26 protein-coding genes are annotated in these 20621 nt (G+C 39.1%); 7 read left to right on the top strand and 19 right to left on the bottom strand.

Annotation, left to right across the window (positions count from 1 at the left end):
• Positions 1-65: 65 nt before the first annotated feature.
• From rplI to T391_RS0105770, 5 genes are read left to right on the top strand one after another with little or no spacing between them, the layout of a single operon-like run.
• Positions 66-512, top strand: coding sequence for a 50S ribosomal protein L9 (gene rplI / locus T391_RS0105790; protein WP_027327538.1), 447 nt, complete (start codon positions 66-68; stop codon positions 510-512).
• The gene (gene hslV, locus T391_RS0105785; protein ID WP_027327537.1) at positions 512-1057 is read left to right on the top strand and encodes an ATP-dependent protease subunit HslV; all 546 of its coding nucleotides are present in this window, start codon (positions 512-514) and stop codon (positions 1055-1057) included. The genes rplI and hslV overlap by 1 nt, the downstream gene beginning before the upstream one ends.
• Entirely contained in the window at positions 1057-2385 is a 1329-nt protein-coding gene (hslU, locus tag T391_RS0105780; RefSeq protein ID WP_027327536.1) for an HslU--HslV peptidase ATPase subunit, read from the top strand. Before hslV ends, hslU begins: the two co-directional genes overlap by 1 nt.
• Positions 2382-3281 carry a GTPase Era gene (gene era, locus T391_RS0105775; RefSeq protein ID WP_027327535.1) on the top strand — a complete coding sequence of 300 codons (900 nt, stop codon included), beginning with the start codon at positions 2382-2384 and terminating at the stop codon, positions 3279-3281. Before hslU ends, era begins: the two co-directional genes overlap by 4 nt.
• A 24-nt stretch (positions 3282-3305) precedes the next feature.
• On the top strand, positions 3306-4319 hold the full coding sequence (locus T391_RS0105770; protein WP_027327534.1) for a L,D-transpeptidase Cds6 family protein: 1014 nt from the start codon (positions 3306-3308) through the stop codon (positions 4317-4319).
• Between the two features lie 49 nt (positions 4320-4368).
• Here T391_RS0105770 and T391_RS0105765 read toward each other — a convergent pair whose 3' ends face one another.
• Positions 4369-4995, bottom strand: a complete 627-nt coding sequence (locus tag T391_RS0105765; protein ID WP_027327533.1) for a superoxide dismutase — start codon at positions 4993-4995, stop codon at positions 4369-4371.
• 98 nt (positions 4996-5093) lie between these two features.
• Here T391_RS0105765 and truD point away from each other — a divergent pair, with 98 nt between their 5' ends.
• Positions 5094-6215, top strand: a complete 1122-nt coding sequence (gene truD / locus T391_RS0105760; protein ID WP_027327532.1) for a tRNA pseudouridine(13) synthase TruD — start codon at positions 5094-5096, stop codon at positions 6213-6215.
• Positions 6208-6753, top strand: coding sequence for a GTP cyclohydrolase I FolE (gene folE, locus T391_RS0105755; protein ID WP_034583989.1), 546 nt, complete (start codon positions 6208-6210; stop codon positions 6751-6753). The genes truD and folE overlap by 8 nt, the downstream gene beginning before the upstream one ends.
• 1 nt (position 6754) lies before the next feature.
• Here the strand turns inward: folE and T391_RS0105750 are convergent, their stop codons facing one another.
• The 18 genes from T391_RS0105750 to T391_RS0105665 form a co-directional block, all read right to left on the bottom strand.
• Positions 6755-7309: a DJ-1 family glyoxalase III gene (locus T391_RS0105750; protein ID WP_027327530.1), complete on the bottom strand. Its 555-nt coding sequence runs from the start codon at positions 7307-7309 to the stop codon at positions 6755-6757.
• A 32-nt stretch (positions 7310-7341) separates the two neighbouring features.
• Positions 7342-7905, bottom strand: coding sequence for an elongation factor P (gene efp / locus T391_RS0105745; RefSeq protein ID WP_027327529.1), 564 nt, complete (start codon positions 7903-7905; stop codon positions 7342-7344).
• A gap of 9 nt (positions 7906-7914) precedes the next feature.
• Positions 7915-8838 (bottom strand): class II fructose-bisphosphate aldolase, encoded by a 924-nt coding sequence (locus T391_RS0105740; protein ID WP_027327528.1) that lies wholly within the window; start codon positions 8836-8838, stop codon positions 7915-7917.
• Between the two features lie 20 nt (positions 8839-8858).
• Positions 8859-9701, bottom strand: coding sequence for a peptidylprolyl isomerase (locus tag T391_RS0105735; RefSeq protein ID WP_034583987.1), 843 nt, complete (start codon positions 9699-9701; stop codon positions 8859-8861).
• A gap of 95 nt (positions 9702-9796) precedes the next feature.
• Complete coding sequence (locus tag T391_RS0105730) at positions 9797-10459, bottom strand: uroporphyrinogen-III synthase (protein WP_027327526.1); 663 nt, start codon at positions 10457-10459, stop codon at positions 9797-9799.
• Positions 10460-10495: 36 nt separating this feature from the next.
• Positions 10496-10708 (bottom strand): alkylphosphonate utilization protein, encoded by a 213-nt coding sequence (locus T391_RS0105725; RefSeq protein ID WP_027327525.1) that lies wholly within the window; start codon positions 10706-10708, stop codon positions 10496-10498.
• A gap of 33 nt (positions 10709-10741) precedes the next feature.
• Complete coding sequence (locus tag T391_RS0105720) at positions 10742-11713, bottom strand: lipid A deacylase LpxR family protein (RefSeq protein ID WP_034583985.1); 972 nt, start codon at positions 11711-11713, stop codon at positions 10742-10744.
• A gap of 1 nt (position 11714) precedes the next feature.
• On the bottom strand, positions 11715-12707 hold the full coding sequence (locus tag T391_RS0105715) for a lipid A deacylase LpxR family protein (RefSeq protein ID WP_027327523.1): 993 nt from the start codon (positions 12705-12707) through the stop codon (positions 11715-11717).
• Positions 12708-12747: 40 nt separating this feature from the next.
• The gene (locus T391_RS0105710) at positions 12748-13944 is read right to left on the bottom strand and encodes an HD domain-containing protein (RefSeq protein WP_027327522.1); all 1197 of its coding nucleotides are present in this window, start codon (positions 13942-13944) and stop codon (positions 12748-12750) included.
• Positions 13941-14510 carry a D-sedoheptulose 7-phosphate isomerase gene (gmhA, locus tag T391_RS0105705; RefSeq protein ID WP_027327521.1) on the bottom strand — a complete coding sequence of 190 codons (570 nt, stop codon included), beginning with the start codon at positions 14508-14510 and terminating at the stop codon, positions 13941-13943. The genes T391_RS0105710 and gmhA overlap by 4 nt, the downstream gene beginning before the upstream one ends.
• Complete coding sequence (rfaE1, locus tag T391_RS0105700; RefSeq protein WP_034584200.1) at positions 14495-15859, bottom strand: D-glycero-beta-D-manno-heptose-7-phosphate kinase; 1365 nt, start codon at positions 15857-15859, stop codon at positions 14495-14497. Before rfaE1 ends, gmhA begins: the two co-directional genes overlap by 16 nt.
• A 32-nt stretch (positions 15860-15891) precedes the next feature.
• Positions 15892-16899, bottom strand: coding sequence for an ADP-glyceromanno-heptose 6-epimerase (rfaD, locus tag T391_RS0105695; protein WP_027327519.1), 1008 nt, complete (start codon positions 16897-16899; stop codon positions 15892-15894).
• A complete protein-coding gene (locus T391_RS0105690; protein ID WP_034584197.1) occupies positions 16896-17426 on the bottom strand; it encodes a D-glycero-alpha-D-manno-heptose-1,7-bisphosphate 7-phosphatase in 531 nt (176 codons plus the stop codon). The genes rfaD and T391_RS0105690 overlap by 4 nt, the downstream gene beginning before the upstream one ends.
• Positions 17427-17457: 31 nt before the next feature.
• Positions 17458-18105, bottom strand: coding sequence for a sulfite exporter TauE/SafE family protein (locus T391_RS0105685; protein WP_027327517.1), 648 nt, complete (start codon positions 18103-18105; stop codon positions 17458-17460).
• The gene (locus T391_RS0105680) at positions 18105-18416 is read right to left on the bottom strand and encodes a hypothetical protein (RefSeq protein WP_027327516.1); all 312 of its coding nucleotides are present in this window, start codon (positions 18414-18416) and stop codon (positions 18105-18107) included. The genes T391_RS0105685 and T391_RS0105680 overlap by 1 nt, the downstream gene beginning before the upstream one ends.
• Entirely contained in the window at positions 18413-19048 is a 636-nt protein-coding gene (locus tag T391_RS0105675; protein ID WP_027327515.1) for a type III pantothenate kinase, read from the bottom strand. Before T391_RS0105675 ends, T391_RS0105680 begins: the two co-directional genes overlap by 4 nt.
• A gap of 3 nt (positions 19049-19051) precedes the next feature.
• A complete protein-coding gene (locus T391_RS0105670; protein WP_027327514.1) occupies positions 19052-20053 on the bottom strand; it encodes a hypothetical protein in 1002 nt (333 codons plus the stop codon).
• Positions 20037-20618, bottom strand: a complete 582-nt coding sequence (locus T391_RS0105665; protein ID WP_027327513.1) for a hypothetical protein — start codon at positions 20616-20618, stop codon at positions 20037-20039. Before T391_RS0105665 ends, T391_RS0105670 begins: the two co-directional genes overlap by 17 nt.
• Between the last annotated feature and the right edge of the window lie 3 nt (positions 20619-20621).

Here is a 20621-nt window from a genome sequence, read left to right as displayed (position 1 = left end):
TTCTTTTGCTAAAATCCACGCATTTTATCTCCCCAGAAGGATGAATCAATGAAAAGGATAGAGCAATGAAGGTTTTATTACTTGAAGATATCAAAGCTTTGGGTCGCAAAGGCGATGTCGTAGAAGTCAAAGATGGCTATGGGCAAAACTTTTTGATCGCCAAAGGCAAGGCAAAGCATGCGACAAATGAAGTCATCAATCGCTACAAGGCAGAGCAGCGCAATCAGGAAGAAAAACTAGCACTTGAAAAAGCTCAGAGAGAGGCATTGGCCAAAAGCTTAGAGCACACAACGCTTACAATGCATAAAAAATGCGGAGAAAGTGGAGCGCTCTTTGGTGCGATCACCAAGGAAGAGATTTCACTGGCTTTGCACACAGAGCATCGTCTAGAGATTGACAAAAAACACATCGAAATCCCCTCACCTATCAAGCACACTGGTGAATACAAAGTATCAGCCAACTTGGGACATGGAATCCACTCATCATTTACACTGATTGTCAAAGGCGAGTAATGTTTGAGGCTACAACGATACTAGGATACTGCGGTGAGTATGAGGGCAAAAGATATGCCATTATCGGAGGAGATGGTCAGGTGACTTTTGGGAATTGTGTCCTTAAGGGCAATGCTACAAAAATCCGCACCCTTTATAATGGAGAGATTCTTAGTGGTTTTGCTGGAAGCACTGCGGATGCATTTCAGCTTTTTGATATGTTTGAGAGGATTTTGGAGGGCAAAAAGGGTGATTTACTCAAAAGCATTATCGAGTTTAGCAAAGAATGGCGCAAAGACAAGTATTTGAGGCGCTTAGAGGCGATGATGATCGTTCTCAATCAAGAAAAAATCTATATTTTAAGTGGGACTGGCGATGTGGTCGAGCCCGAAGATGGCAAGATCGCAGCGATTGGAAGTGGAGGGAATTATGCACTTAGCGCAGCACGCGCTCTTGATCGATTTGCTCATCTTCATCCCAAGGAATTGGTCCAGCAATCTCTTCAAATCGCTGGCGAACTTTGCATCTATACAAATACAAATATCAAAATTTTGGAGCTACACTAATGGAAGTTCAAGCACTGACACCCCCACAAATCGTGGAATATCTTGATGAATACATCATCGGTCAAACCGAAGCCAAAAAAACAATTGCTATTGCTTTGCGCAATCGTTATCGACGCTTTTTGCTTCCTAAGGAATTGCAAGAGGAAATCACTCCCAAAAATATCCTAATGATTGGATCAACAGGAGTTGGAAAAACAGAGATCGCAAGGCGTATGGCAAAGATGCTCAATCTTCCATTTATAAAGGTTGAGGCAAGTAAATACACAGAAGTGGGCTTCGTGGGGCGAGATGTAGAATCAATGATCAGGGATCTGCTCAATGCATCCTATAGCCTTGTCCAAAAAGAGCATCAAGAAAAAAATGCAGATCAGATTCAAAGCTATATCGAAACCAAAATCGCTCAAAAACTCCTCCCCCCATTGCCTAGCGGTGTGACTCAAGAAAAACAAGAGGATTATGAGAAGAGCTTTGCTACTATGCTTCAAAAGGTCAGAAATGGGGAAGTGGATCATCTAAAGATTGAAATTGAGATTAGCAAAAAAAGTGATTTTTCTGATTTTGGGCTTCCGCCAGAAATCTCTAAGGCTCAAGAATCTATTGTCAAAATCATTGCTCCCAATCAAAGCATCAAAAAAGAAGTCACGATCAAAGAGGCCAAAGATCTTTTGCATAGTGAGGCACTTGAGCATACACTTGATCAAGAGATCATCAAAAATGAAGCACTTAAGCGCGCAGAAAATGGGGGGATCGTTTTTATCGATGAGATTGACAAAATCGCTGTGGGTAGCAAGGATAGCTCTAGAAGTGATCCAAGCAAAGAGGGAGTCCAAAGAGATCTTCTCCCTATTGTTGAGGGGAGTAATGTGCAGACTAAGTTTGGACAGATCAAAACAGATCATATCCTCTTTATTGCAGCTGGAGCTTTTCATTTTAGCAAGCCTAGTGATTTGATTCCTGAGCTTCAGGGGCGTTTCCCTCTAAGAGTCGAACTCTCCAATCTCACCGAAGAAGCGATGGTGCAAATCCTCACACAAACCAAAAATTCAATTCTTAAGCAATATCAAGCATTACTTAAGACTGAGGAAGTTGATCTGGTTTTTGAGGATGAGGCGATCGTGGAGCTAGCAAGGCTTTCGATCAGTGCAAACCAAAAAACAGAAGATATCGGAGCAAGACGACTTCATACAACTATTGAAAAAGTATTGGAAGATCTTAGCTTTGAGGCACATACATACAAGGGGCAGACCATCACGATCACAGCTGATCTTGTGCGCAAGAAATTGTCCCATCTTGTCGAAAATGTTGATTTGGCTAGGTATATTTTATGAGCACGCGTGCTGGATTTGTCTCTGTTTTGGGTAGGCCCAATGCAGGCAAATCGACATTTCTCAATTTTATCTGTGGTCAGAATCTAGCTCTAGTCTCACACAAAGCCAATGCCACGCGCAAGCGAATGAACTTCATTATTATGCATACGCGTCAGAATATGGAGCGAACGCAAATCATTTTTGTAGATACTCCAGGGATCCATAAGCAAGAGAAATTACTCAATCAATTTATGCTTCAAGAAGCGATCAAGGCGATGGGGGATTGTGATCTCAATCTTTTTTTGGCACCAGCATATGATCCGACAAGCTATTATCAAGAGTTTTTGCTCTTAAATGAAGATCGACCCCATCTTTTGCTCCTGACTCAATGTGATAAAGTTTCAAAGACTGAGGTTTTGCAAAAGATTGCCGAATATGATGAGTTTAGAGAGAAATTTCTGGCACTCATACCAATAGAGTGCAAAGATTCTTTTGATTTTTCCCCATTGCTTGAGACAATCTCTGCTCACCTACCCCAATCCCCTCTTCTTTATGATGAAGAGATCCTCACAACAAGCAATATGAGAGAAATCTACAAAGAAATCATCAGAGAGAGTTTGTTTGAGAATCTAAGCGATGAGATTCCCTATGAGAGTGATGTGGTGATTGAAAAATTCATTGAGAAACCAACGATTAACAAAGTTTTTGGAAGAATTATCGTCGAAAAAGATAGTCAAAAAGCCATCATTATCGGGAAACAAGCCACAACCATCAAGAGGATCGGTAGGAGCGCGCGTGAAAAACTAGAGGCTCTTGAGGGGAAAAAGATTTTTTTACAGCTCAATGTTGTGACACAAAAAAATTGGAGCAAAACCAAAGATGGACTTAAAAAAATAGGATACGATTTTGACTTTTAATCCATACATAAACGGAGCCATACATTGAAGAAGCTAGCCTTTATCACATCATCTATCGCCTTTCTTGGTCTTCAAGCTCAAGATATCTCCCATCAAGCCCTTATTGACATCATTGATAGCTATCGCAAAACAGAGCTCAAAGAAGTAGAGAGCAAGATCCAGACTCTCCTTGTCAATAAGGATTATTGGCTTAGTGTTTTAAGAGATCAAGATGTGCAATATGGTTATTATGAAAATATGGAGTTTATCTTCGTCTCCAACAAAAGTATCCCTGATCTCTCTTTGTATCAGTTCAATGATGGTGTAGTGTCTCAAATTGGCTCAAGCAATGCACTCGTAGGCTCTGGTAAGGGCAACAAAAAAGTCAGTGGAGATCTCACAACGCCTATTGGTGTGTATGATTTGAAAAATAAGCTTACCAAACTAGATCAATACTACGGCGCTATGGCATTTGTGACTTCTTATCCAAATGCTTATGACAAATCACTCCAAAAAACAGGATATGGGATCTGGATCCATGGTATGCCTCTCAATGGAAATCGAGATGAGAAAAATACCAAAGGATGCATCGCAATCGAAAATGAGATCATCACACAATATGACAAAAGAATACGCTTTGACAATACGATTTTGATCACTTATGAAGATAACTACATCCAACCTACCAAGGATGATATCGCTAATCTCTTGGCTCAGCTTTATCTGTGGAAAGATACTTGGGAGAAAGGAGATTTTGACAACTATATCGCTTTCTATAGTCCAGATTTCAAGAAGCCCAATAAGACTAATTACAAGCAGTATAAGCGCTACAAACAGCGTATTTTTGACAAAAATGAAAAGAAAAAGATCAAGTTTTCACAAATTGATATTGTCCCATATCCCAATGAAGAGGGCAAGAAACTTTTTAGGATTACATTCAACCAAGAATATACGGCATTTGATAAGAAAAACAAACCCTCTTATCGCTCCAATGGACGAAAAGAGCTCTATGTCAATCTTTTGGAAGATGGGAGTATGTCCATCCTTTTGGAAGAGTGATCTCACCCCCCCCCCCCCCTTTTTTTTCTCCCCCTTGATGTTGAATATTTTAGGAATAAAGAGAAGAAATATAATCTCTAATAGATTCCATTCCTTTGCTCTTGGCATTGGCAAACATTTTGGATGCGAAATCCCAATTAGCAAAATTCAAAAATTGATTGAGATAGTTTGGTCTAGCATTTTTGTAATCAATATAATACGCATGCTCCCAAACATCCACAACTAGTAATGGGATCTTACCCTCAGTCATCGGCACTTGCGCATTACTAGTTTGGATGATTTCAAGCTTATCCTCATTGAGCACAAGCCAGCACCAACCAGAACCAAACAAAGTCGTTGCTTTGGCAACAAACTCTTCTTTGAATTTCTCCACGCTGCCAAAAGCTTGCTCAATTGCAACTTTTAGTTCTGCACTCAACTCGCCTCCGTTTGGAGAGATACAATCCCAGAAAAAGTCATGATTGAAGACTTGAGCTGCATTATTGAAAATCCCTCCATTGGATTTCAAAATAATTTCTAGCAAATCAGTATTTTGAAAATCACTTGAGGGAAGAAGATTATTGAGATTATTGATATAGGTTTGGTGATGCTTCCCATAGTGATATTCAAATGTCTTTGCACTCAAAAAATCAGCGATTTCCTCTTGTCCAAATGGTAGTTTTCTTAACTGAAACATTCATTCTCCTTTTCTTAATAATTGCCTACAGCGGGCGTATTATAAATGACAAAAACTGCTTTTTGTTATAATTTCCCAAATGTTTTCAAGGTTTCTTTATGCGACTTTATCCTCATTCTTTTTCGCCTATTTCATTTCATTTCGCTCAATCTCCAAGAGATTTTATTGTCCAAGAAATTCCACTTTATGAATGGAGTGATCAAGGCGAACATCTGATCTTGCAAATCAGAAAAAAGGGGCTTAGCACACAAGAGATGATCAAGATTCTTTGCCAAGTGATTGGATGCAAAACCAAAGAAGTGGGATATGCTGGTCTCAAGGATAAAAATGCCTTGACAACGCAATACATCTCTCTACCCTACTCGCTCTATGCCAAAGTCATAGCCTCTCAAGACACTCTCGCATCTAAAAATATCAAAATCCTCTCTTTTGCGCGACATCACAACAAGATTAGGATCGGTCATCTCAAAGGCAATGCGTTTTTTATCCGATTAAAAAAAGTTATGCCCCATGATCTTTGCAAACTTGAAAGTATTATGCAAAAAATATCTATAGAGGGGATTCCTAATTATTTTGGATTTCAGCGCTTTGGAAAATTTGGTGATAACTTTCTTGAAGGAAAACAAATCATCGATGGATCAAAAAAGATCAGAGATAGACAACTCTCAGAATTTCTGATCTCAAGCTATCAAAGCCACCTCTTCAATCAATGGCTAGCTCATCGCATCAAGCTATGCAAAATCCTTCAGGCATTTTCTCCCAAAGATGCTCATATGGCTCTTGGTGATCAATTTCATCTCACTATAAGTGCGCAAGAAATCAAGCTTCTTGCACAGCAACCTCATTTTTTTAAAATCTTTCAAGGTGATGCATTACACCATTATCCTTATGGAAAACTATTTTTTGCTCAAGATGCAAATATGCAAGATGCTCAGCGTTTCATACAGAAAGATATCTCACCATGTGGTCTTTTGTATGGCAAAAAGACAACACTTCCCACAGATCTTGCTTTGCATTTGCAGATGCCTTTTATCGATCCAAAAATTGGAGCAATAGGTAGTTATCGCTTCGCATGGGTTTTTCCACAAAAACTCAAATATCACTATATCCCTCAAAAAGCACATCTTGAACTTTCCTTTGAGTTGCCTAAGGGCTCTTATGCCACGATTTTACTTGAAGCACTATGTAATCACGAGATAAAAGGAGGAGATGATGTTTGAAGATTTTTTTGAGAATCTTTGCCAGATCATAGGTGAAAATCCACAGCGAGAAGGACTTCAAAACACTCCCAAGCGTCTTGAAAGCTCTTATTTTGAGCTTCTAAGTGGTTATCAAAAAACTCCAAAAGATGTCTTTCTTTCAACCTTTTGTGATATTCCATATGATGAAATGATTGTCGTCAAACATATTGATTTTTATTCGATGTGTGAGCATCATCTTTTGCCATTTTTTGGACACATTAGCATCGGCTACATTCCTAGGGAGAGAATCGCAGGTATTGGAGATTTTGCTAAATTGGTAGAGATTTTTGCACGACGCATGCAAACACAAGAAAATCTAACCTATCAAATCATCGAATCTTTGATGGAAGAACTCAATCCCAAGGGAGCAATGCTTGTATGTGAGGCAACTCATCTATGTATGGCAATGAGGGGAGTAGAGAAAAAATCTTCTAGCCTCCTTACAAGCGCAGTGCGAGGAATCTTCAAAGAAAGCTCAAAAACTCGAAGCGAATTTTTGGAGCATATTAAAAAGTAGATTATTTGCTCAAAAGAAGCTCTTTTTTAAGTTTGCTCGCGATATCTTCACCCATAAGATTTCTTACAATCTCGATAGCAAAAGGCATCGCAAATGCAGGACCTGTGCCTGTGATGATATTTCCTGAGGTTTTAAAAGGCAAATCAAGGCGCTTATTTTGGGTGTTTTTCATCATATTTTCACAGCCAGGATAGCAACAAAAATCTTGATTGAGTAAGCCAAGTTTATCTAGCACAAGTGGAGCTGCGCAAATTGCACCGATGAATTTAGCATTTGCCAAAAAGTCTTTGACTAGCTCTAGAAGCAAAGGAGTGTTTAGCATATTGCGCACCCCATCCATCCCTCCATGGAGTGCGATAGCTCTATATTCCAAGGTATCGATATCTTCCAAAGTGCAATCAGCCTTCAGCACAATGCCATGAGCCCCACTCACTTCAAGAGAAGAAGTCAAAGAGGCTAGTACAACCTCTATTTTGGCTCGCCTTAAAACATCAGCAAGAGTGACTAGTTCGATTTCTTCAAAACCTTGAGCGACAGGAAGCAAAGCTCTTGACATATTTGATCCTCTTTTATTAAATACTTTATTTTTTATTTGACTTTTTCGACATACTCACCAGTTTCTGTATTGACGCGGATAACCTCGCCTTCTAAGACATGAAATGGGATCTGTACGACAGCTCCACTCTCCAAAGTGGCTGGTTTCTTGCCTCCACTTGAAGTATCTCCCTTGAAATTGGGAGCAGTTTCGATAATCTTGAGTTCGACAACCTGAGGAACATCCACAGAGATTGCTTTGTCATTATGGAAGAGGATCTGCACAGTCATTCCATCGATCATCCATTTTTCTACATCACCGACTTGATCTTCAGTAAGGGCGATTTGCTCATAGGTATCAGTATCCATGAACTGAAAATTTTCTCCATCATGATAGAGAAACTGCATACTTTTTTCTTGCAAGTTTGGCTCTTCGCACTTATCTCCCGCATGAAAAGTCTTCTCAATCACTTTGCCATCCAAGAAAGATTTGATTTTCGCTCTTACAAAAGCTGCACCTTTTCCAGGTTTGACATGTTGATATTCTGTGATTCTGTATGGAATCCCATCAATCTCGATTTTTAAGCCCTTTTTGAGTTCACTCATTCCTATTGCCATATATTTTCCTTAAATTTTATTTGCACTTCCAAGAAGCTGCATACGCTCCTTGATCACAGCTTTGACAGCATCCATTGCCGGAGTGAAAAATTTGCGCAAGTCAAATTCACTGTTGTTGGCATTTGCCACTTTTCTCACTTCAGCAATAAAAGCAATGCGCAAATCCGTGTCTGTATTGATTTTATTGATCCCCCCTCTAATTGCCTCTTGCAAAAACTCAAAAGGCACACCTTTGCTTCCTTTCAAATCTCCTCCACTTTCCAAAAAGCTCTGAGCTACATTTTGAGGAATCGCACTTGCTCCATGCAAAACAAGAGGAATATTTGTCAAACGCTTCACTTCTTGAAGACGCTCAAAATCAAGCTTTGGTTCACCTTTGAATTTAAAAGCCCCATGACTTGTCCCAATCGCTGGAGCCAAGAAATCCACCTGAGTCTCTCGGACAAAAATTTCAGCCTCCTGAGGATTGACAAGAGTCGCATCTTTCTCATCCACAGAAATATTGTCTTCGATCCCCTGAAGTCTGCCTAGCTCAGCTTCCACACTCACTCCAAAAGAATGAGCGTATTTGACAACTTGCTTGCTCATCGCTAGATTTTCATCAAAGCAATGATGTGAAGCATCAATCATAACTGAGGTAAATCCTGCCTCGATAGCGCGTTTGCAACTCTCAAAACTTGTCCCATGATCAAGGTGTAATGCTACAGGGATGTGAGGATATTGTGAGGCAAATATACGCACCATCCCCACAACGCTTTCAAGACCCATGTATTTGATCGCCCCCTCACTCGCTTGGATAATCAATGGTGAAGACACTTCGTGAGCAGTTTCAAAAATACTTTTAAGCATCTCAAAATTGACAAAATTAAAAGCCCCTACCCCATACCCCTCTTGATTGGCCTTGCTTAAGATTTCATTTCCAGAAACTAGCATTCAAGATCCCCTTGGCTTGATTATTTGATTGGCTCAATTTTGATTTTTGCTTTTTCTCTCATCTTTGCCATTTGTTCTTGGAGTTTTTCACTAATTTTTTGATTCTTAAGATTGCTCTCGATGATGTTTTTGGCTTGATCAAAGCTCACAGTTTTAGCCTCTGTTTTGTCTTGGAGATAAATGATATGATATCCAGCCTCTGTTTGGATTGGCTCAGTTGTGATGCTTCCAGGCTTAAGGCTAAATACAGCTTCTGTAAATTGAGGAAGCATTTGATTTCTATTCACAGTTCCTAGATCTCCTCCATTTTGACTTTTTTGCACGCCAGGATCGATTGACTTTTTATTGGCAGTTTCGATAAAGGCTTTCAAAAGTGCCTCTCCCTTTTTCTTTCTGAGATCATTGATGATGTCTTTTGCTTCTTTTTCTGTTTTGACAACGATCATTCTCGCCTGAGCTTGTTGCTCGATAAAAAGATTTTTGTTGGCATCATAGAATTTCTTTGCATCATCTTTTCCGATTGTTACTTCTGATGCATATTTTTGTTGTTGCTTTTTGACCCACAAATCAATTGCCAAATTGTTTCGGATCATTGCTAGAGCCTCTTTATACTCCTTGCTATTATCGATTTTGTCTTTTTTGGCAGCCAACAGGGCTAGTTTTCTTTCGATCAATTGATTGATCGCGGCTTCTTTGTCTTGCTTGGAGAGTTTGTCAAAATCAAATCCAGGAATCACTTGCTTGAAAAACTCCATATCCTTATCTGTCACTTTTTGTCCATCAACAGTTGCATAAACCTCAGCATTTGCCATCGTCGCACAAAGCAAACCAGCTACAATTGAACTTATAACGAACTTCTTCATACATCTATCCTTTTTTAAAAAATACAAACACACACCCTGATGACATGCATTGTTGCTAGCATTTTACTATGAAATAATGGGGGGTTTGATTTGTTCTAGATTGATTTTCTCAAAAATTCAATACTTCGTTTAATGTCTTGAAAGGGTGAAAGAAGGCGTTGGATTTGATCCTCAAAGCTTGCATAAGTCGTTTTTCCAAGTGCGACTGCAAGATAGCTTTCATCCCATCCAAAGGACTCTTTGAAATATCGATATGCACTAGGAGATGTAAAAAGCAGCACACTGTCCTTTTTGGGAGCTTGACAAACCAAGTGGGTTTTACATTTACTTTTGTAGGTGATTTGACTGACAAGATTTATCCCAGCTTGTTGCAAAATCAAATCCAAATGAGACACGATATTCCAAGCTCTTAGATAGAGTACTTTTTTTTGATCAAGCAAGGGAATGATCTCTCTAGCAAAAGATGCACCATGAGATTTTTTGGAGACATAACATACAATCCCCCCAAAATCTCTCACAGCTTGCGCACTTCCCTCTCCTATCACAAAACTTGGAATCTCCTGCCAGCTTTGCATCTCTTCATATTTATTGGCATTCCAGACCAACGATCTGAGCGCATTTTTGGATGTGAAAATCAGAGCATCAAAAAGAGATAGATCCAATCTATACTCCAAAAACTCGATCTCTCCGACAATCAAACTCTGAGCAAACTCATAGGATTGATATCCAACAACGATAATCTCTGCTCTAGTTTTCATCTTGAAATATTGGGATAGTTAGCTTTTGTGAAAGTTTTATACTTTTTTCAAAAAGCAAGTTTTAAGGACAATGACTCCATTTTTATCTACTTTTCCCTCGATCTCATCTTCTTTGGAGGTCAAGCGAATGTTTTTGACAATCGTTCCTCTTTTGAGATTTAGAGAAGAGCCCTTGACTTTAAGATCTTTGATGATTTGAACGCTGTCTCCAGCATTGAGGGGATTTCCATTGGAATCTTTTACATTCATATTTGCTCCTTTATTTTTGGTTTAAAAATGGTATCAAAAACTATATGCAAGAGAAACACTACCGATCATATGCCCACCTGCTTGTTCTGCAAATTCTTTGCTTGTATAGATCATTTTATAAGTCCATGAAAAATCTCCAGATACGATACTTGTACCCATGATCAAATTTCCTATCAATGGTTCAAGATTTATATTTCGCGCATATCTATCGATTCCAAACAAATTCCCTTCAAGTGCCATTTTGCGCACCACATAGCCCGCACCTATCCCCACAAAGCCAAATACTCCAATCCCATCTTGATAAACTCTTCCTCCATTCAAAGCACCATTTTCTCCAAGGATTCCTTGAGACAAAAAGCTACTCTCAAGGTTGTAACCAAAACGCAATGTCATATCAAATTTGGAATAAATATTAGCATTCCCAAAAGCAAGCTCTACTCTTGGCACGATATCTACCCCCCATTTTTCTTTTTTGTAAAGCCATTGCTTCAATGCCCATTCATAGTAGATATTGATCGTTATTTCATTGCCAATTTGTGTATCCCACCCTTGAGCCAATCCCACATTGAGTGCATGATGCACACCATTTTGCACCTCTCTTCCAAAAGCAAGTGCTCCACTCACACCCACTGCGATACCCAAACTCTCAAGCATATCTTGCGTGCGATGATGGATGAAAAAAGAAAGATTCAAAAATCCAGCATAGGGATGGTCATCGGATGGAGGAAGGAGATCAAACTTATTTTTTGGGGCATAAATAATTTGAGATAGACCAAGACTAAAAGAAGTCAAGCCATCCAAAAATCCAAAATGATTGAGCCCTCCATATTCTCCTTCGCTAGAAGCATAAAACACACTATGTCCAGCCGTATAGTATTCATCAATCATTGGATTAAAATAAGCATCATTTTGAGAAATCAAAGCCAAATAGTGGCGATCATAAGGTTGCAATTCTACTGCAGATGCCACTTCTAAAATACATAAACACAAAAGCCATTTTTTCATCTCAAAAACTCCATGAAAACACAAAGCTCCCAATTCCATGAGCACGATCTTGCCCTCTAAATTCTTTGCTGATATAGAGAGCCTCATAAGAAAAGGACATCACCCCGGAAACAATCGCTATGCCAGCGACTATGCCTCCCATCCACTTCTTCAAAACTGCTCGCCGCTCTCCAAAAGAATTTCCCTCGATAAACATATTGCGCCCCACATAGCCCCCATATCCTCCCACAAACAGATAATAGCCAATCCCATCTTCAAATACTCGCCCGCTATTAGATCCTCCATTTTCTCCAGCAATTCCTTGAAGGAGAAATGTACTTTTGAGATGATGACCGATTCGCAACACAGCTCCTCCTCGCAAATAAATATTAGCATTCCCTAAAGCTGCCTCAATATAAGGCAAAGCATCCAGTGAAAATGCCCCAAAATCCACAAGAGGAAAGCGATAAGTCACATCATAATGCAAATTGAAGATAAACTCATTTTTGAGCTGAGTTCCCCATCCAGGGAGTATCACCGTCCCTAAAGCCCCATGGACAAAATCCTGCACTTCTTGAGCAAGGGAAGCCTTTCCAGTCATTCCTAAGCGAATCCCTAAGTTTTCTAAGACATTTTCTCCTCGGTGATGCCACAAAAAACCAAGATTTAGGTATCCAGCATAAGGATGAGAGTCTCTTCTGGGATTGGGATTCATACGATCTTTGGGAGCATAAATACTCTGATTTAAAACAAGGCTCCATGAAGTCACTCCATCAATGAAGCCAATTTTGTTTAGAAATCCATAATCTCCTTCTTTGGAGCTATAAAGTAAGCCATGTCCAGCTGTATAGTAGCGATCAATATAGGCATTGAAATAAGAATCATTCTGGGTGATAATGGAGAAAAAATGCTTCTCATAGGGTTTGACCTTGGTTTTCACTTGAGTTTCATCCAAAGCCCAAAGAAAGATTTGCAAAAAACTAATAGATAATAATTTTAAGCCAAACTTACTCATCAAGTCTGCGCTGAGAATATGAGTTTGACTATTCTCCCCTTCATCTAAAATCTCTCAATAATGCACCAAGATCAAGCCCTCTCAGTTCTTGATCTTTGCTCACTTCCAAAATCCCTTTTGATCCTTCTTCCAAATCTTTGCTTGAAATCCCATGAGCAATCGAAATGCGTGCTTCCAAAAATGCACTTAAGCGATCACAAAACTTCATCAGCTCCCCACACACAGCATCATATCTATCTTCATCATAAAGTTCTAAGAGATCTTTGGCACTCTCAGCATAGTGAGTCATATGTTCAATCTTATAGCGATTGCTAAATTCATTTTGTGTGAAATACAAGATATCTTCGACAATATTTTGAGGGACAAAAGCAAGTATCTTCTCTCTCACAGATTCTTCTTCAATTTTTTTGATCTGCTCATCAAGTCCCTTGACGCTTCTTTTGATTGGTGAGATGATATCTCTTGTCAAGATTTCAGGCAAATCATGAAACAATCCGCACAAAAAATGATTGACACGCATCCTCTCACACAATCCCAAATCAAGACTCAAAAAATATCCCAAGATCGCCACCACCAATGTATGTCCTAGCACACTTGTCTCTGGCACTCTTGGAGTCTGACTCCAGCGTTTTTGAAATCTTAATTGTCCAAACATTGTAATGATTTCTTGAGATTTCTTATAAAGGATAATTTGTGAGATTCCCTTCAGGTGATAAAACTGCTCCACTTCCAAATCAATGATCTTTTTGATATTTTCCACATCATACATCAAGGGATTGAAGTGATAAATTATGTCAAATTCCCATTTGGAAGCATAAAAATGTGAAGCTCGCAAAATCTCAGTCTCGATACACTTGGGAGGAGATTTGAGATAAGAATCCAAATTCTCTAGCAAACCATAGGGTTCCAAATCGCTAGCAAGTTCTTGGGTGACAAATTCTGCTAATTCGTTGCGATGATGTTTTTGGAGTTTATGAAACACTGGGGGCTTGATATCTGTAAGCACCATTCGCTCAAAAAATTCAAAACAAAAAAACAAGATCAGCTTATCCCAATCAATTCTCTCTCCTCTCCTCTCTTCTTCATAAGAAGCCAAAAAATATGCAATAAACATCTTATGAGCCTGTTTGTCAAGCTCGACAAACTCCACCGGACAAGCCTGATCATTCCATCGACGAATGGAGGCAGCAACAAAGATTTTTCGTAAAAATTTGGAAGTCAATCTTGGATTTTTCACACAAATGCCTCATCAATGCTCTGACATAAAAGATGAATGATCAAGATATGCATCTCTTGGATGCGTGGAGTATCGTTTGATGGAATCACAAGATGCAAATCACACACTTCATTCATCTTGCCTCCACCCTTTCCACTCAGTCCAATACTCTTGCATCCTTTTTTCTTTCCTTCTGTGAGTGCGTGGATCACATTGATAGAATTTCCGCTTGTAGAGATTCCAAAGATCACATCTCCCTCTTCTGCCAAGGCTTCAACTTGACGAGAAAATACAAAATCAAATCCATAATCATTTCCAATCGCAGTGAGGGCGGAAGTATCGGTGCTAAGGGCAATAGCTGGCAACCCTCGTCTCTCCACCTTGTATCGTCCTGTGAGTTCTGCACTAAAATGCTGAGCATCCGCCGCACTTCCTCCATTGCCACAAATTAAGATCTTCCTGCCCTTTTTGAGAGTCTCAACAAGATGGCTTGAGACTTCAATGATTTGAGATTGCAATCCTTGAAGTGTCTGCTGTGCCACTTGGATATGGGCTTGAAATTCTTGAGTGATTACTGAACTGTCCATCGATTTCCTCCTTTGATTTTTTCAATCACATTTGTCGTGCTTTTCCCCTCCACAAAATCAATCAGTCTCACCTCTTGTGCAAACTCGCTTCCTACTACCTCTTTCCCCTCATAATCAGCGCCTTTGACCAAGATTTGGGGAGAGATTTCTCGAATCAATTCATAAGGTGTGAGCTCATCAAAGATGATGACATAATCCACACATTCCAAAGAAGCCAATAGATATGCTCGATCCTCTTGGGGATTGATCGGACGATCTTCTCCTTTGATTTTCCTGACTGATGCATCAGAATTGAGTCCCACCACAAGCATATCACCCAAGGCCTTAGCTTTTTGCAAATACTGCACATGCCCTCTGTGTAAAATATCAAAACATCCATTTGTAAAAACTAGATTCTTGGTGCGGGGGAGCTGATCTAATGTGATGATTTTGAAATCAATTATATTGTTTGCTGATTTTTGAAAGGAGAGAATCTCCTCTTGGTTTGCAACAGCACTTCCAACTTTTGCCACCACGACCGCTGCGGCTGTATTGGCAAATCTACATGCTTGGTGTATCGTCTTTCCACTTGCAAGAGCAAAAGCAAGAGCTGAGATGACAGTATCTCCAGCACCTGTGACATCATAGACCTCTTGAGCTTGTGTGGGAATGATCTCCATCTCTTGATCTAGGATTCCAATCCCATCTTCACTGAGCGTGATCATCGAGTAAGCTAGCTCACATTCTTTTTTGAGTTTTTCTAAAGCCTTAAGAAGCGAATCTTTATCTACAATCTCAATCCCTGTGGCTTCAAATGCTTCTTTTTTATTGGGTGTCAGAAGAGTTGCACCTCTATATTTGGAATAATCGCTTCCCTTGGGATCACACAAAATGATCTTGTGATGCATTTGAGCCAACAAAATCAATCTCTGAGTCATCTCAAAAGTCAAAACCCCCTTTCCATAATCAGAGAGTATCAGTGCATCAAATTCTTTGATTTTTGACTGTATAGCTTTAAACATTGCATCCAATAGCTCTTGTTCGATGGCTTGTTTTTTCTCACGATCAATCCTTAAAATCTGCTGATTGGAAACAAGAATGCGGCTTTTTTGTGTCGTCATTCTTTGGGGTGATGTGAAAATAAGCTCTGAGCCAATCCCTTTTTCTTGGATCAAAGAGCACAATTTGATCGCCTGCTCATCTTCTCCCACGACCCCACATAATTGCACTTTTGCACCAAGAGCAGAAAGATTATGTGCGACATTGCAAGCCCCACCTAAGCGATTTTCTTCATATTTGACATCTACAACCTGCACAGGTGCTTCTGGAGAGATTCTTGAGCACTCACCCTTCACATAGTGATCGATCATCAAATCCCCAACCACCAAAATATGCGGGATCTTTATAGACACTTTTTCTCCCTTGCATAGATTTCTTTAATCTCTTGGATATAAGCGCTGATTCCTTCTTCCAAAGAAAATTTAGGCTGATAGTTTAGAAATTTTTGTGAAAGTGAAATGTCTGCCTCTGTATGATTTTGATAAAAAGCATAGGGATTGTCTATGTATTCCACATCAAATTCTCCCAAATGGGTTTTGAGGCACTTGAGAATGTCATTGAAGCATCTAGCCTCTCCACTCCCTACATTATAAACCCCACTTTTTTGTGCTTCCATCGCTTTTACATTTGCTTGGATCACATCCTGAATATAGACAAAATCTCTTTTTTGTTCTCCATGTTTAAATAGGCGCACTTTCTTGTGATGCATGGCTTGGAGTCCAAGTTGCAAAATCATTGAAGCTGTTTTTCCCTTGTAAAATTCTCGCTCTCCATAGACATTGAAATATCTCAATCCCACAATATGTGCATCTTGATTCTGAGCTAGAATCCCCCTCACACTCTCATCCATACAAAGCTTGGAAAATCCATAAACATTTTCAGGAATTTCACCAACCCCGATACAATTGGGCGCTGGAGAATTCCCATAAGTTCCAGCACTTGAAGCATAGATCATCTTCCCTCCCCCATTCAGTGTCAAGTGTAATAGATGCAAGAAAGCATCATGATTGGTTTGCATCACAATCTCTTGATTCATCACTGTTGTATCAGAAATGGCAGCTTGATGAAAGACATAATCAAACTTCTCTTCAAAGATCTTATTCATTTTCTTTGCATCATTGATATCTGCACAAATCACGCGCCCACGAAATCCAATCAGATTCTTAAAATGTCCAAGGGAAATCAAATTGCCACTAGGAAAAGTTTCTCCAGAGCGAAATTTATCAAGCACAACCACCTCTGCTTGAGGATGATATGTCTGAAAATAAAACGCCAAAGAACTCCCGATAAATCCCGCACCACCAGTAATCAAAATTTTTTTGTTTTCTAATTGATCTGCAATAAACATCATTGCTCTCCTTGTTCAAAAATTGCAATTTGGGCAAGACTCACAGCCCATTTGAGATTTTCAATTTGCATAAGTTGAGAGGGGTTTTTGAGTGTGACAAAGTATTTTTTCCCTACACCTGCATTTTGCGCAGCCTGCATATCACTTTCTTTGTCTCCAATCATAATGCTGTGCTCCAAATCAATATCAAAATCCATACAAGCCTGATTAAACATCCCAATCTCGGGTTTTCGGCATTTACATCCTTCTAAATGAGGACAAAAATACACCTTATCAAAGGCAAATCCAAGCTTAGATCTGATGCTTTCTTGCATAAACTCTGTCAATTTCAAAAAATCTTCTAGCGAATAATAACCACGCGCGATCCCAGATTGATTGGTGACCACAAGAAGCAAATAATCTCTTGACTTAAAAAGAGAAAGCAATTCAAAAATCCCAGAAACAAATTCAAAATCTTTTGCCGCATACACATAACCATGATCGACATTAACAATCCCATCACGATCAAAAAAAACTGCTCTTTTCTTCATCCCATTTCTCCCACGCAATCTAATCCAAAAATTATAACCCGTTTAACCCCTTATAAATCGTGTATAAACCAAAGCCAATCATCAAAACAAGACTTAAGCGATAGATCCATAGACGATACATCAAAAATCCTGAGAGCATACCAGAGAAAAACATCGGAATCCATGTGCAAATCCCAAAGACAAACATCACACCTATGCCCTGCAACACTCCACCACTTGATAGAGCGATCAAAGCAAAATAATACACGATCCCGCAAGGAAGGAAGCCATTGAGCAATCCAATGAAATATAAGTTTTTGTAACTTAAATCTTTATAGAGGATTCCAAATAATCGTTTCAAAAAAGAGTTTTTGTGGAGTGAGGGCTCAAGTGTATTTAGGACTTTGGGTACAAAAAGCATCAAAAGTGCCATGATTGTGATCAATATACCTATGCCCAAAGTTGAGATTCCTTGAAATTTCCTAGAGATTTCAAATGCAACTCCCATCCCTCCACACACAGCACCAATCAAACAATAAGTGCTTAGGCGACCAAGATTATAAAGAAAATTGGAGAAAACAATATTTTTGTGAGATTGCATGGCTTTGGCATTAAGCATAAGCACGATCCCTCCACACATCCCTATACAATGCGAGAGAGAAGCAAAAAATGCGATATTAAAAATCGCTAAATATTCCATCAAAAACTACTTTCTATCGCCTTATTCATCATATCTTGAGATTGTTTAAGACTCTTGAGTTTTTGATCCAATAGAGGATCCTCTTTGGTTTCTTGTTTGGTAGGTGAATGATTTTCAATCTCTTGTGGACTCATTCCACGCGGCATTTTGACAAAAACATCTTGATAGTTTTTGCCCTTTTTCTTGTAGCGGATATAGATCTCTCCTGTTTGGGTATTGTATAAATAGGTGTCTTTGGAATCTGCAAACATCACCCACTCAGCCCAGAGCAATGATGAGGCAAACAGAAGCATATAAACAATCTTTTTCATTCTGCACTTCCAAGCTTTTGCATATATCTCTCTAGTGCCTTTTGCATCCCTTGAAATACAAGCGTATCATCATAAATGGATTGATCGAAAAATCTTGCCAAAAACTTCCCATCTCCTCCACAAAAATAGATTTTCTTTCCTTTAGAGGCATCATCAATGACACCCACGATGCTTTTTAAGATCCCATATCCCAAAGCCTCTCGTGTATTTTGAGGAAGCAAATCAAATCCCACAGACAAATCAGGCATCACTTTCAAAGCAGGAGAAATCTTGGCATACATATCTACAAAGCTTCCAATCCCTGGCAAGATATAACCGCCAAGATGCATCCCCCCCTGCATCACATCAATCGTGATTGCACTGCCCGCATCCACAACCACTCCTTCCTCTATCACTTCACAAGCTGCGATTCGATCAATCCCAAGTCCGACATATCCTGTGTCTAAAGCAAAAAAAGGAGCTAGATTGATGCATGAATGATGATGTTTGAGAAGAGCAGATTCAAATTCTGGATTGACACTGATATAAAAAACTTTCTCTTTTTTTGATGATAGATTTTTGAGATTTTCTTTCCAAATTTTTCCATTCTGATAAAAATGAAAATATGTGTTCCCAACATCACACAAAATCATAAATCAAAACTCCAAATACTCATCATCATAATAAATCTTATTGTTTTGCAAAAACACATTTTTCCCTCGTGAGATTCCCATCTTGTAGATCTTTGGGGTGAAATGGTTTAGATCCACTTCGATTAAAAATCCAGATCCATCTTCTAGCGCATAGAGCCTATCTTGCACAATATTAAATACAGGGAGTGAAGCAAACTCAAACTTCAAACTACGCAATGTTTTGAGCGTGAGATCCATTTCCTTGATCTGTCCATCCAGAGTAGAAAGGTAGATTTTTCCATGATGAAGCTGTATGTTTCGCACTTCTTCTTCTTGGGTGTATGTATTTCCTTTATAAACGCTCAAAATCCTCTTAGCAGTCGCTGCCAAGACGAGATCTTTTTCTACTTGCAAGAAAATGACATTATTGAAAAATGGAGCAGAATCGATGATCAAACTTCGCTCCACTTCTTGAGTTTTGAGATTGACAACTATGATACTTCCATCCAAAGTGGGAAAAAATACATAATCAGCATAAAAAACTGGAGCTTGCAAAGAAGAATTGACAGCCAATGCCGCATTTGCTTTTTTGGCAAAGATTTCTTTTTCGCTTGAGATTTCATACACATAGCTTGCATTATCGCTTCCCACGATAGCTACTTTATCTCCGCTGATTGTTGCTGTGACAGGACAGGATGGAATCTCAAGGCTTGCCTTAAGAGACTGATCACTAGCATAGATCAGCAAAGTATTACATTCTTTGCTTGTCAAATAAAATCCTTGACCATAACCGATAAAAGTCTCCCCTTGATTGAGTTTAAAAAACCCTGAAGATTCAGTGAGAACACTTCCATTTTTAAGTGTTGCACCATATTTGGATGCATCAATCATTTTAGAGGGTAAATCCCCACTCATTTTTTTCTTGCCATCAATCTCTAAGGGTTTGAAATACTCCCTTGAAGCACAACCCCAAAAAACAAAGAATCCCAAAGAGATGATGCAGATAAATCTAATCAGTGATTCCATAGTGCCCAATCCTCAATGCCCAATCCCTCAATTCTGAAGTCGGTTCAATTGCATCAAGCTTTTTGGAAGCTTCTTTGAATTCTTTGCGCGAATTCAGTAAATATCCTTCTTGAAGCACAACCAAATCCTTAAATTCTCCATAATTTTTATGATCAAAGTTTTGTGAAAGCGAACCTAACTCATAGCTAGCATAACTTGCGATAAAAGAGTTGGATGATTTTTGTAAAACCTCAAGATCTTTTTGTTGATTGTGTTTCAGTGCTTCAGAGAGCAAAACAAACTCATAAAGCTCTCCCCCCTCTTTTTTGAGTTGATTCATCAAATCGTCGCTCACTCCATCTTGATGGATCTGATCAAAGATTTGTGTGATTCTCAGTGCTCTTTTTTCTGCTAGATAATCTTTGATCTGATAGCTAACAATCAGCACTACTCCGATAGCCAAGGCTCCAAATAGCCATTTTCTGTTGCGTTTAAAGAAAGCCTCAAGTCTAAAGGCACTTTCAAGAACTTTTTCATCATTATTGAATTCCTGTTTCACCTGATTGAAATTATTCTTTACATTCATTCA

Origin of the sequence: Helicobacter pametensis ATCC 51478 (assembly GCF_000518225.1) — a bacterium.
Taxonomy (GTDB): domain Bacteria; phylum Campylobacterota; class Campylobacteria; order Campylobacterales; family Helicobacteraceae; genus Helicobacter_G; species Helicobacter_G pametensis.
The sequence above is the reverse complement of the archived record's forward strand: the minus strand, read 5'-3'. Positions and strand labels throughout refer to the sequence as shown.

Bases quoted from the DNA above. Each gene is read 5' to 3' on its own strand.
- rplI (WP_027327538.1), top strand. From the start codon at position 66: ATGAAGGTTTTATTACTTGAAGATATCAAAGCTTTGGGTCGCAAAGGC.
- hslV (WP_027327537.1), top strand. From the start codon at position 512: ATGTTTGAGGCTACAACGATACTAGGATACTGCGGTGAGTATGAGGGC.
- hslU (WP_027327536.1), top strand. From the start codon at position 1,057: ATGGAAGTTCAAGCACTGACACCCCCACAAATCGTGGAATATCTTGAT.
- era (WP_027327535.1), top strand. From the start codon at position 2,382: ATGAGCACGCGTGCTGGATTTGTCTCTGTTTTGGGTAGGCCCAATGCA.
- T391_RS0105765 (WP_027327533.1), bottom strand. From the start codon at position 4,995: ATGTTTCAGTTAAGAAAACTACCATTTGGACAAGAGGAAATCGCTGAT.
- truD (WP_027327532.1), top strand. From the start codon at position 5,094: ATGCGACTTTATCCTCATTCTTTTTCGCCTATTTCATTTCATTTCGCT.
- folE (WP_034583989.1), top strand. From the start codon at position 6,208: ATGTTTGAAGATTTTTTTGAGAATCTTTGCCAGATCATAGGTGAAAAT.
- T391_RS0105750 (WP_027327530.1), bottom strand. From the start codon at position 7,309: ATGTCAAGAGCTTTGCTTCCTGTCGCTCAAGGTTTTGAAGAAATCGAA.
- efp (WP_027327529.1), bottom strand. From the start codon at position 7,905: ATGGCAATAGGAATGAGTGAACTCAAAAAGGGCTTAAAAATCGAGATT.
- T391_RS0105740 (WP_027327528.1), bottom strand. From the start codon at position 8,838: ATGCTAGTTTCTGGAAATGAAATCTTAAGCAAGGCCAATCAAGAGGGG.
- T391_RS0105735 (WP_034583987.1), bottom strand. From the start codon at position 9,701: ATGAAGAAGTTCGTTATAAGTTCAATTGTAGCTGGTTTGCTTTGTGCG.
- T391_RS0105730 (WP_027327526.1), bottom strand. From the start codon at position 10,459: ATGAAAACTAGAGCAGAGATTATCGTTGTTGGATATCAATCCTATGAG.
- T391_RS0105725 (WP_027327525.1), bottom strand. From the start codon at position 10,708: ATGAATGTAAAAGATTCCAATGGAAATCCCCTCAATGCTGGAGACAGC.
- T391_RS0105720 (WP_034583985.1), bottom strand. From the start codon at position 11,713: ATGAAAAAATGGCTTTTGTGTTTATGTATTTTAGAAGTGGCATCTGCA.
- T391_RS0105715 (WP_027327523.1), bottom strand. From the start codon at position 12,707: ATGAGTAAGTTTGGCTTAAAATTATTATCTATTAGTTTTTTGCAAATC.
- gmhA (WP_027327521.1), bottom strand. From the start codon at position 14,510: ATGGACAGTTCAGTAATCACTCAAGAATTTCAAGCCCATATCCAAGTG.
- rfaE1 (WP_034584200.1), bottom strand. From the start codon at position 15,859: ATGATCGATCACTATGTGAAGGGTGAGTGCTCAAGAATCTCTCCAGAA.
- rfaD (WP_027327519.1), bottom strand. From the start codon at position 16,899: ATGATGTTTATTGCAGATCAATTAGAAAACAAAAAAATTTTGATTACT.
- T391_RS0105690 (WP_034584197.1), bottom strand. From the start codon at position 17,426: ATGAAGAAAAGAGCAGTTTTTTTTGATCGTGATGGGATTGTTAATGTC.
- T391_RS0105685 (WP_027327517.1), bottom strand. From the start codon at position 18,105: ATGGAATATTTAGCGATTTTTAATATCGCATTTTTTGCTTCTCTCTCG.
- T391_RS0105680 (WP_027327516.1), bottom strand. From the start codon at position 18,416: ATGAAAAAGATTGTTTATATGCTTCTGTTTGCCTCATCATTGCTCTGG.
- T391_RS0105675 (WP_027327515.1), bottom strand. From the start codon at position 19,048: ATGATTTTGTGTGATGTTGGGAACACATATTTTCATTTTTATCAGAAT.
- T391_RS0105670 (WP_027327514.1), bottom strand. From the start codon at position 20,053: ATGGAATCACTGATTAGATTTATCTGCATCATCTCTTTGGGATTCTTT.
- T391_RS0105665 (WP_027327513.1), bottom strand. From the start codon at position 20,618: ATGAATGTAAAGAATAATTTCAATCAGGTGAAACAGGAATTCAATAAT.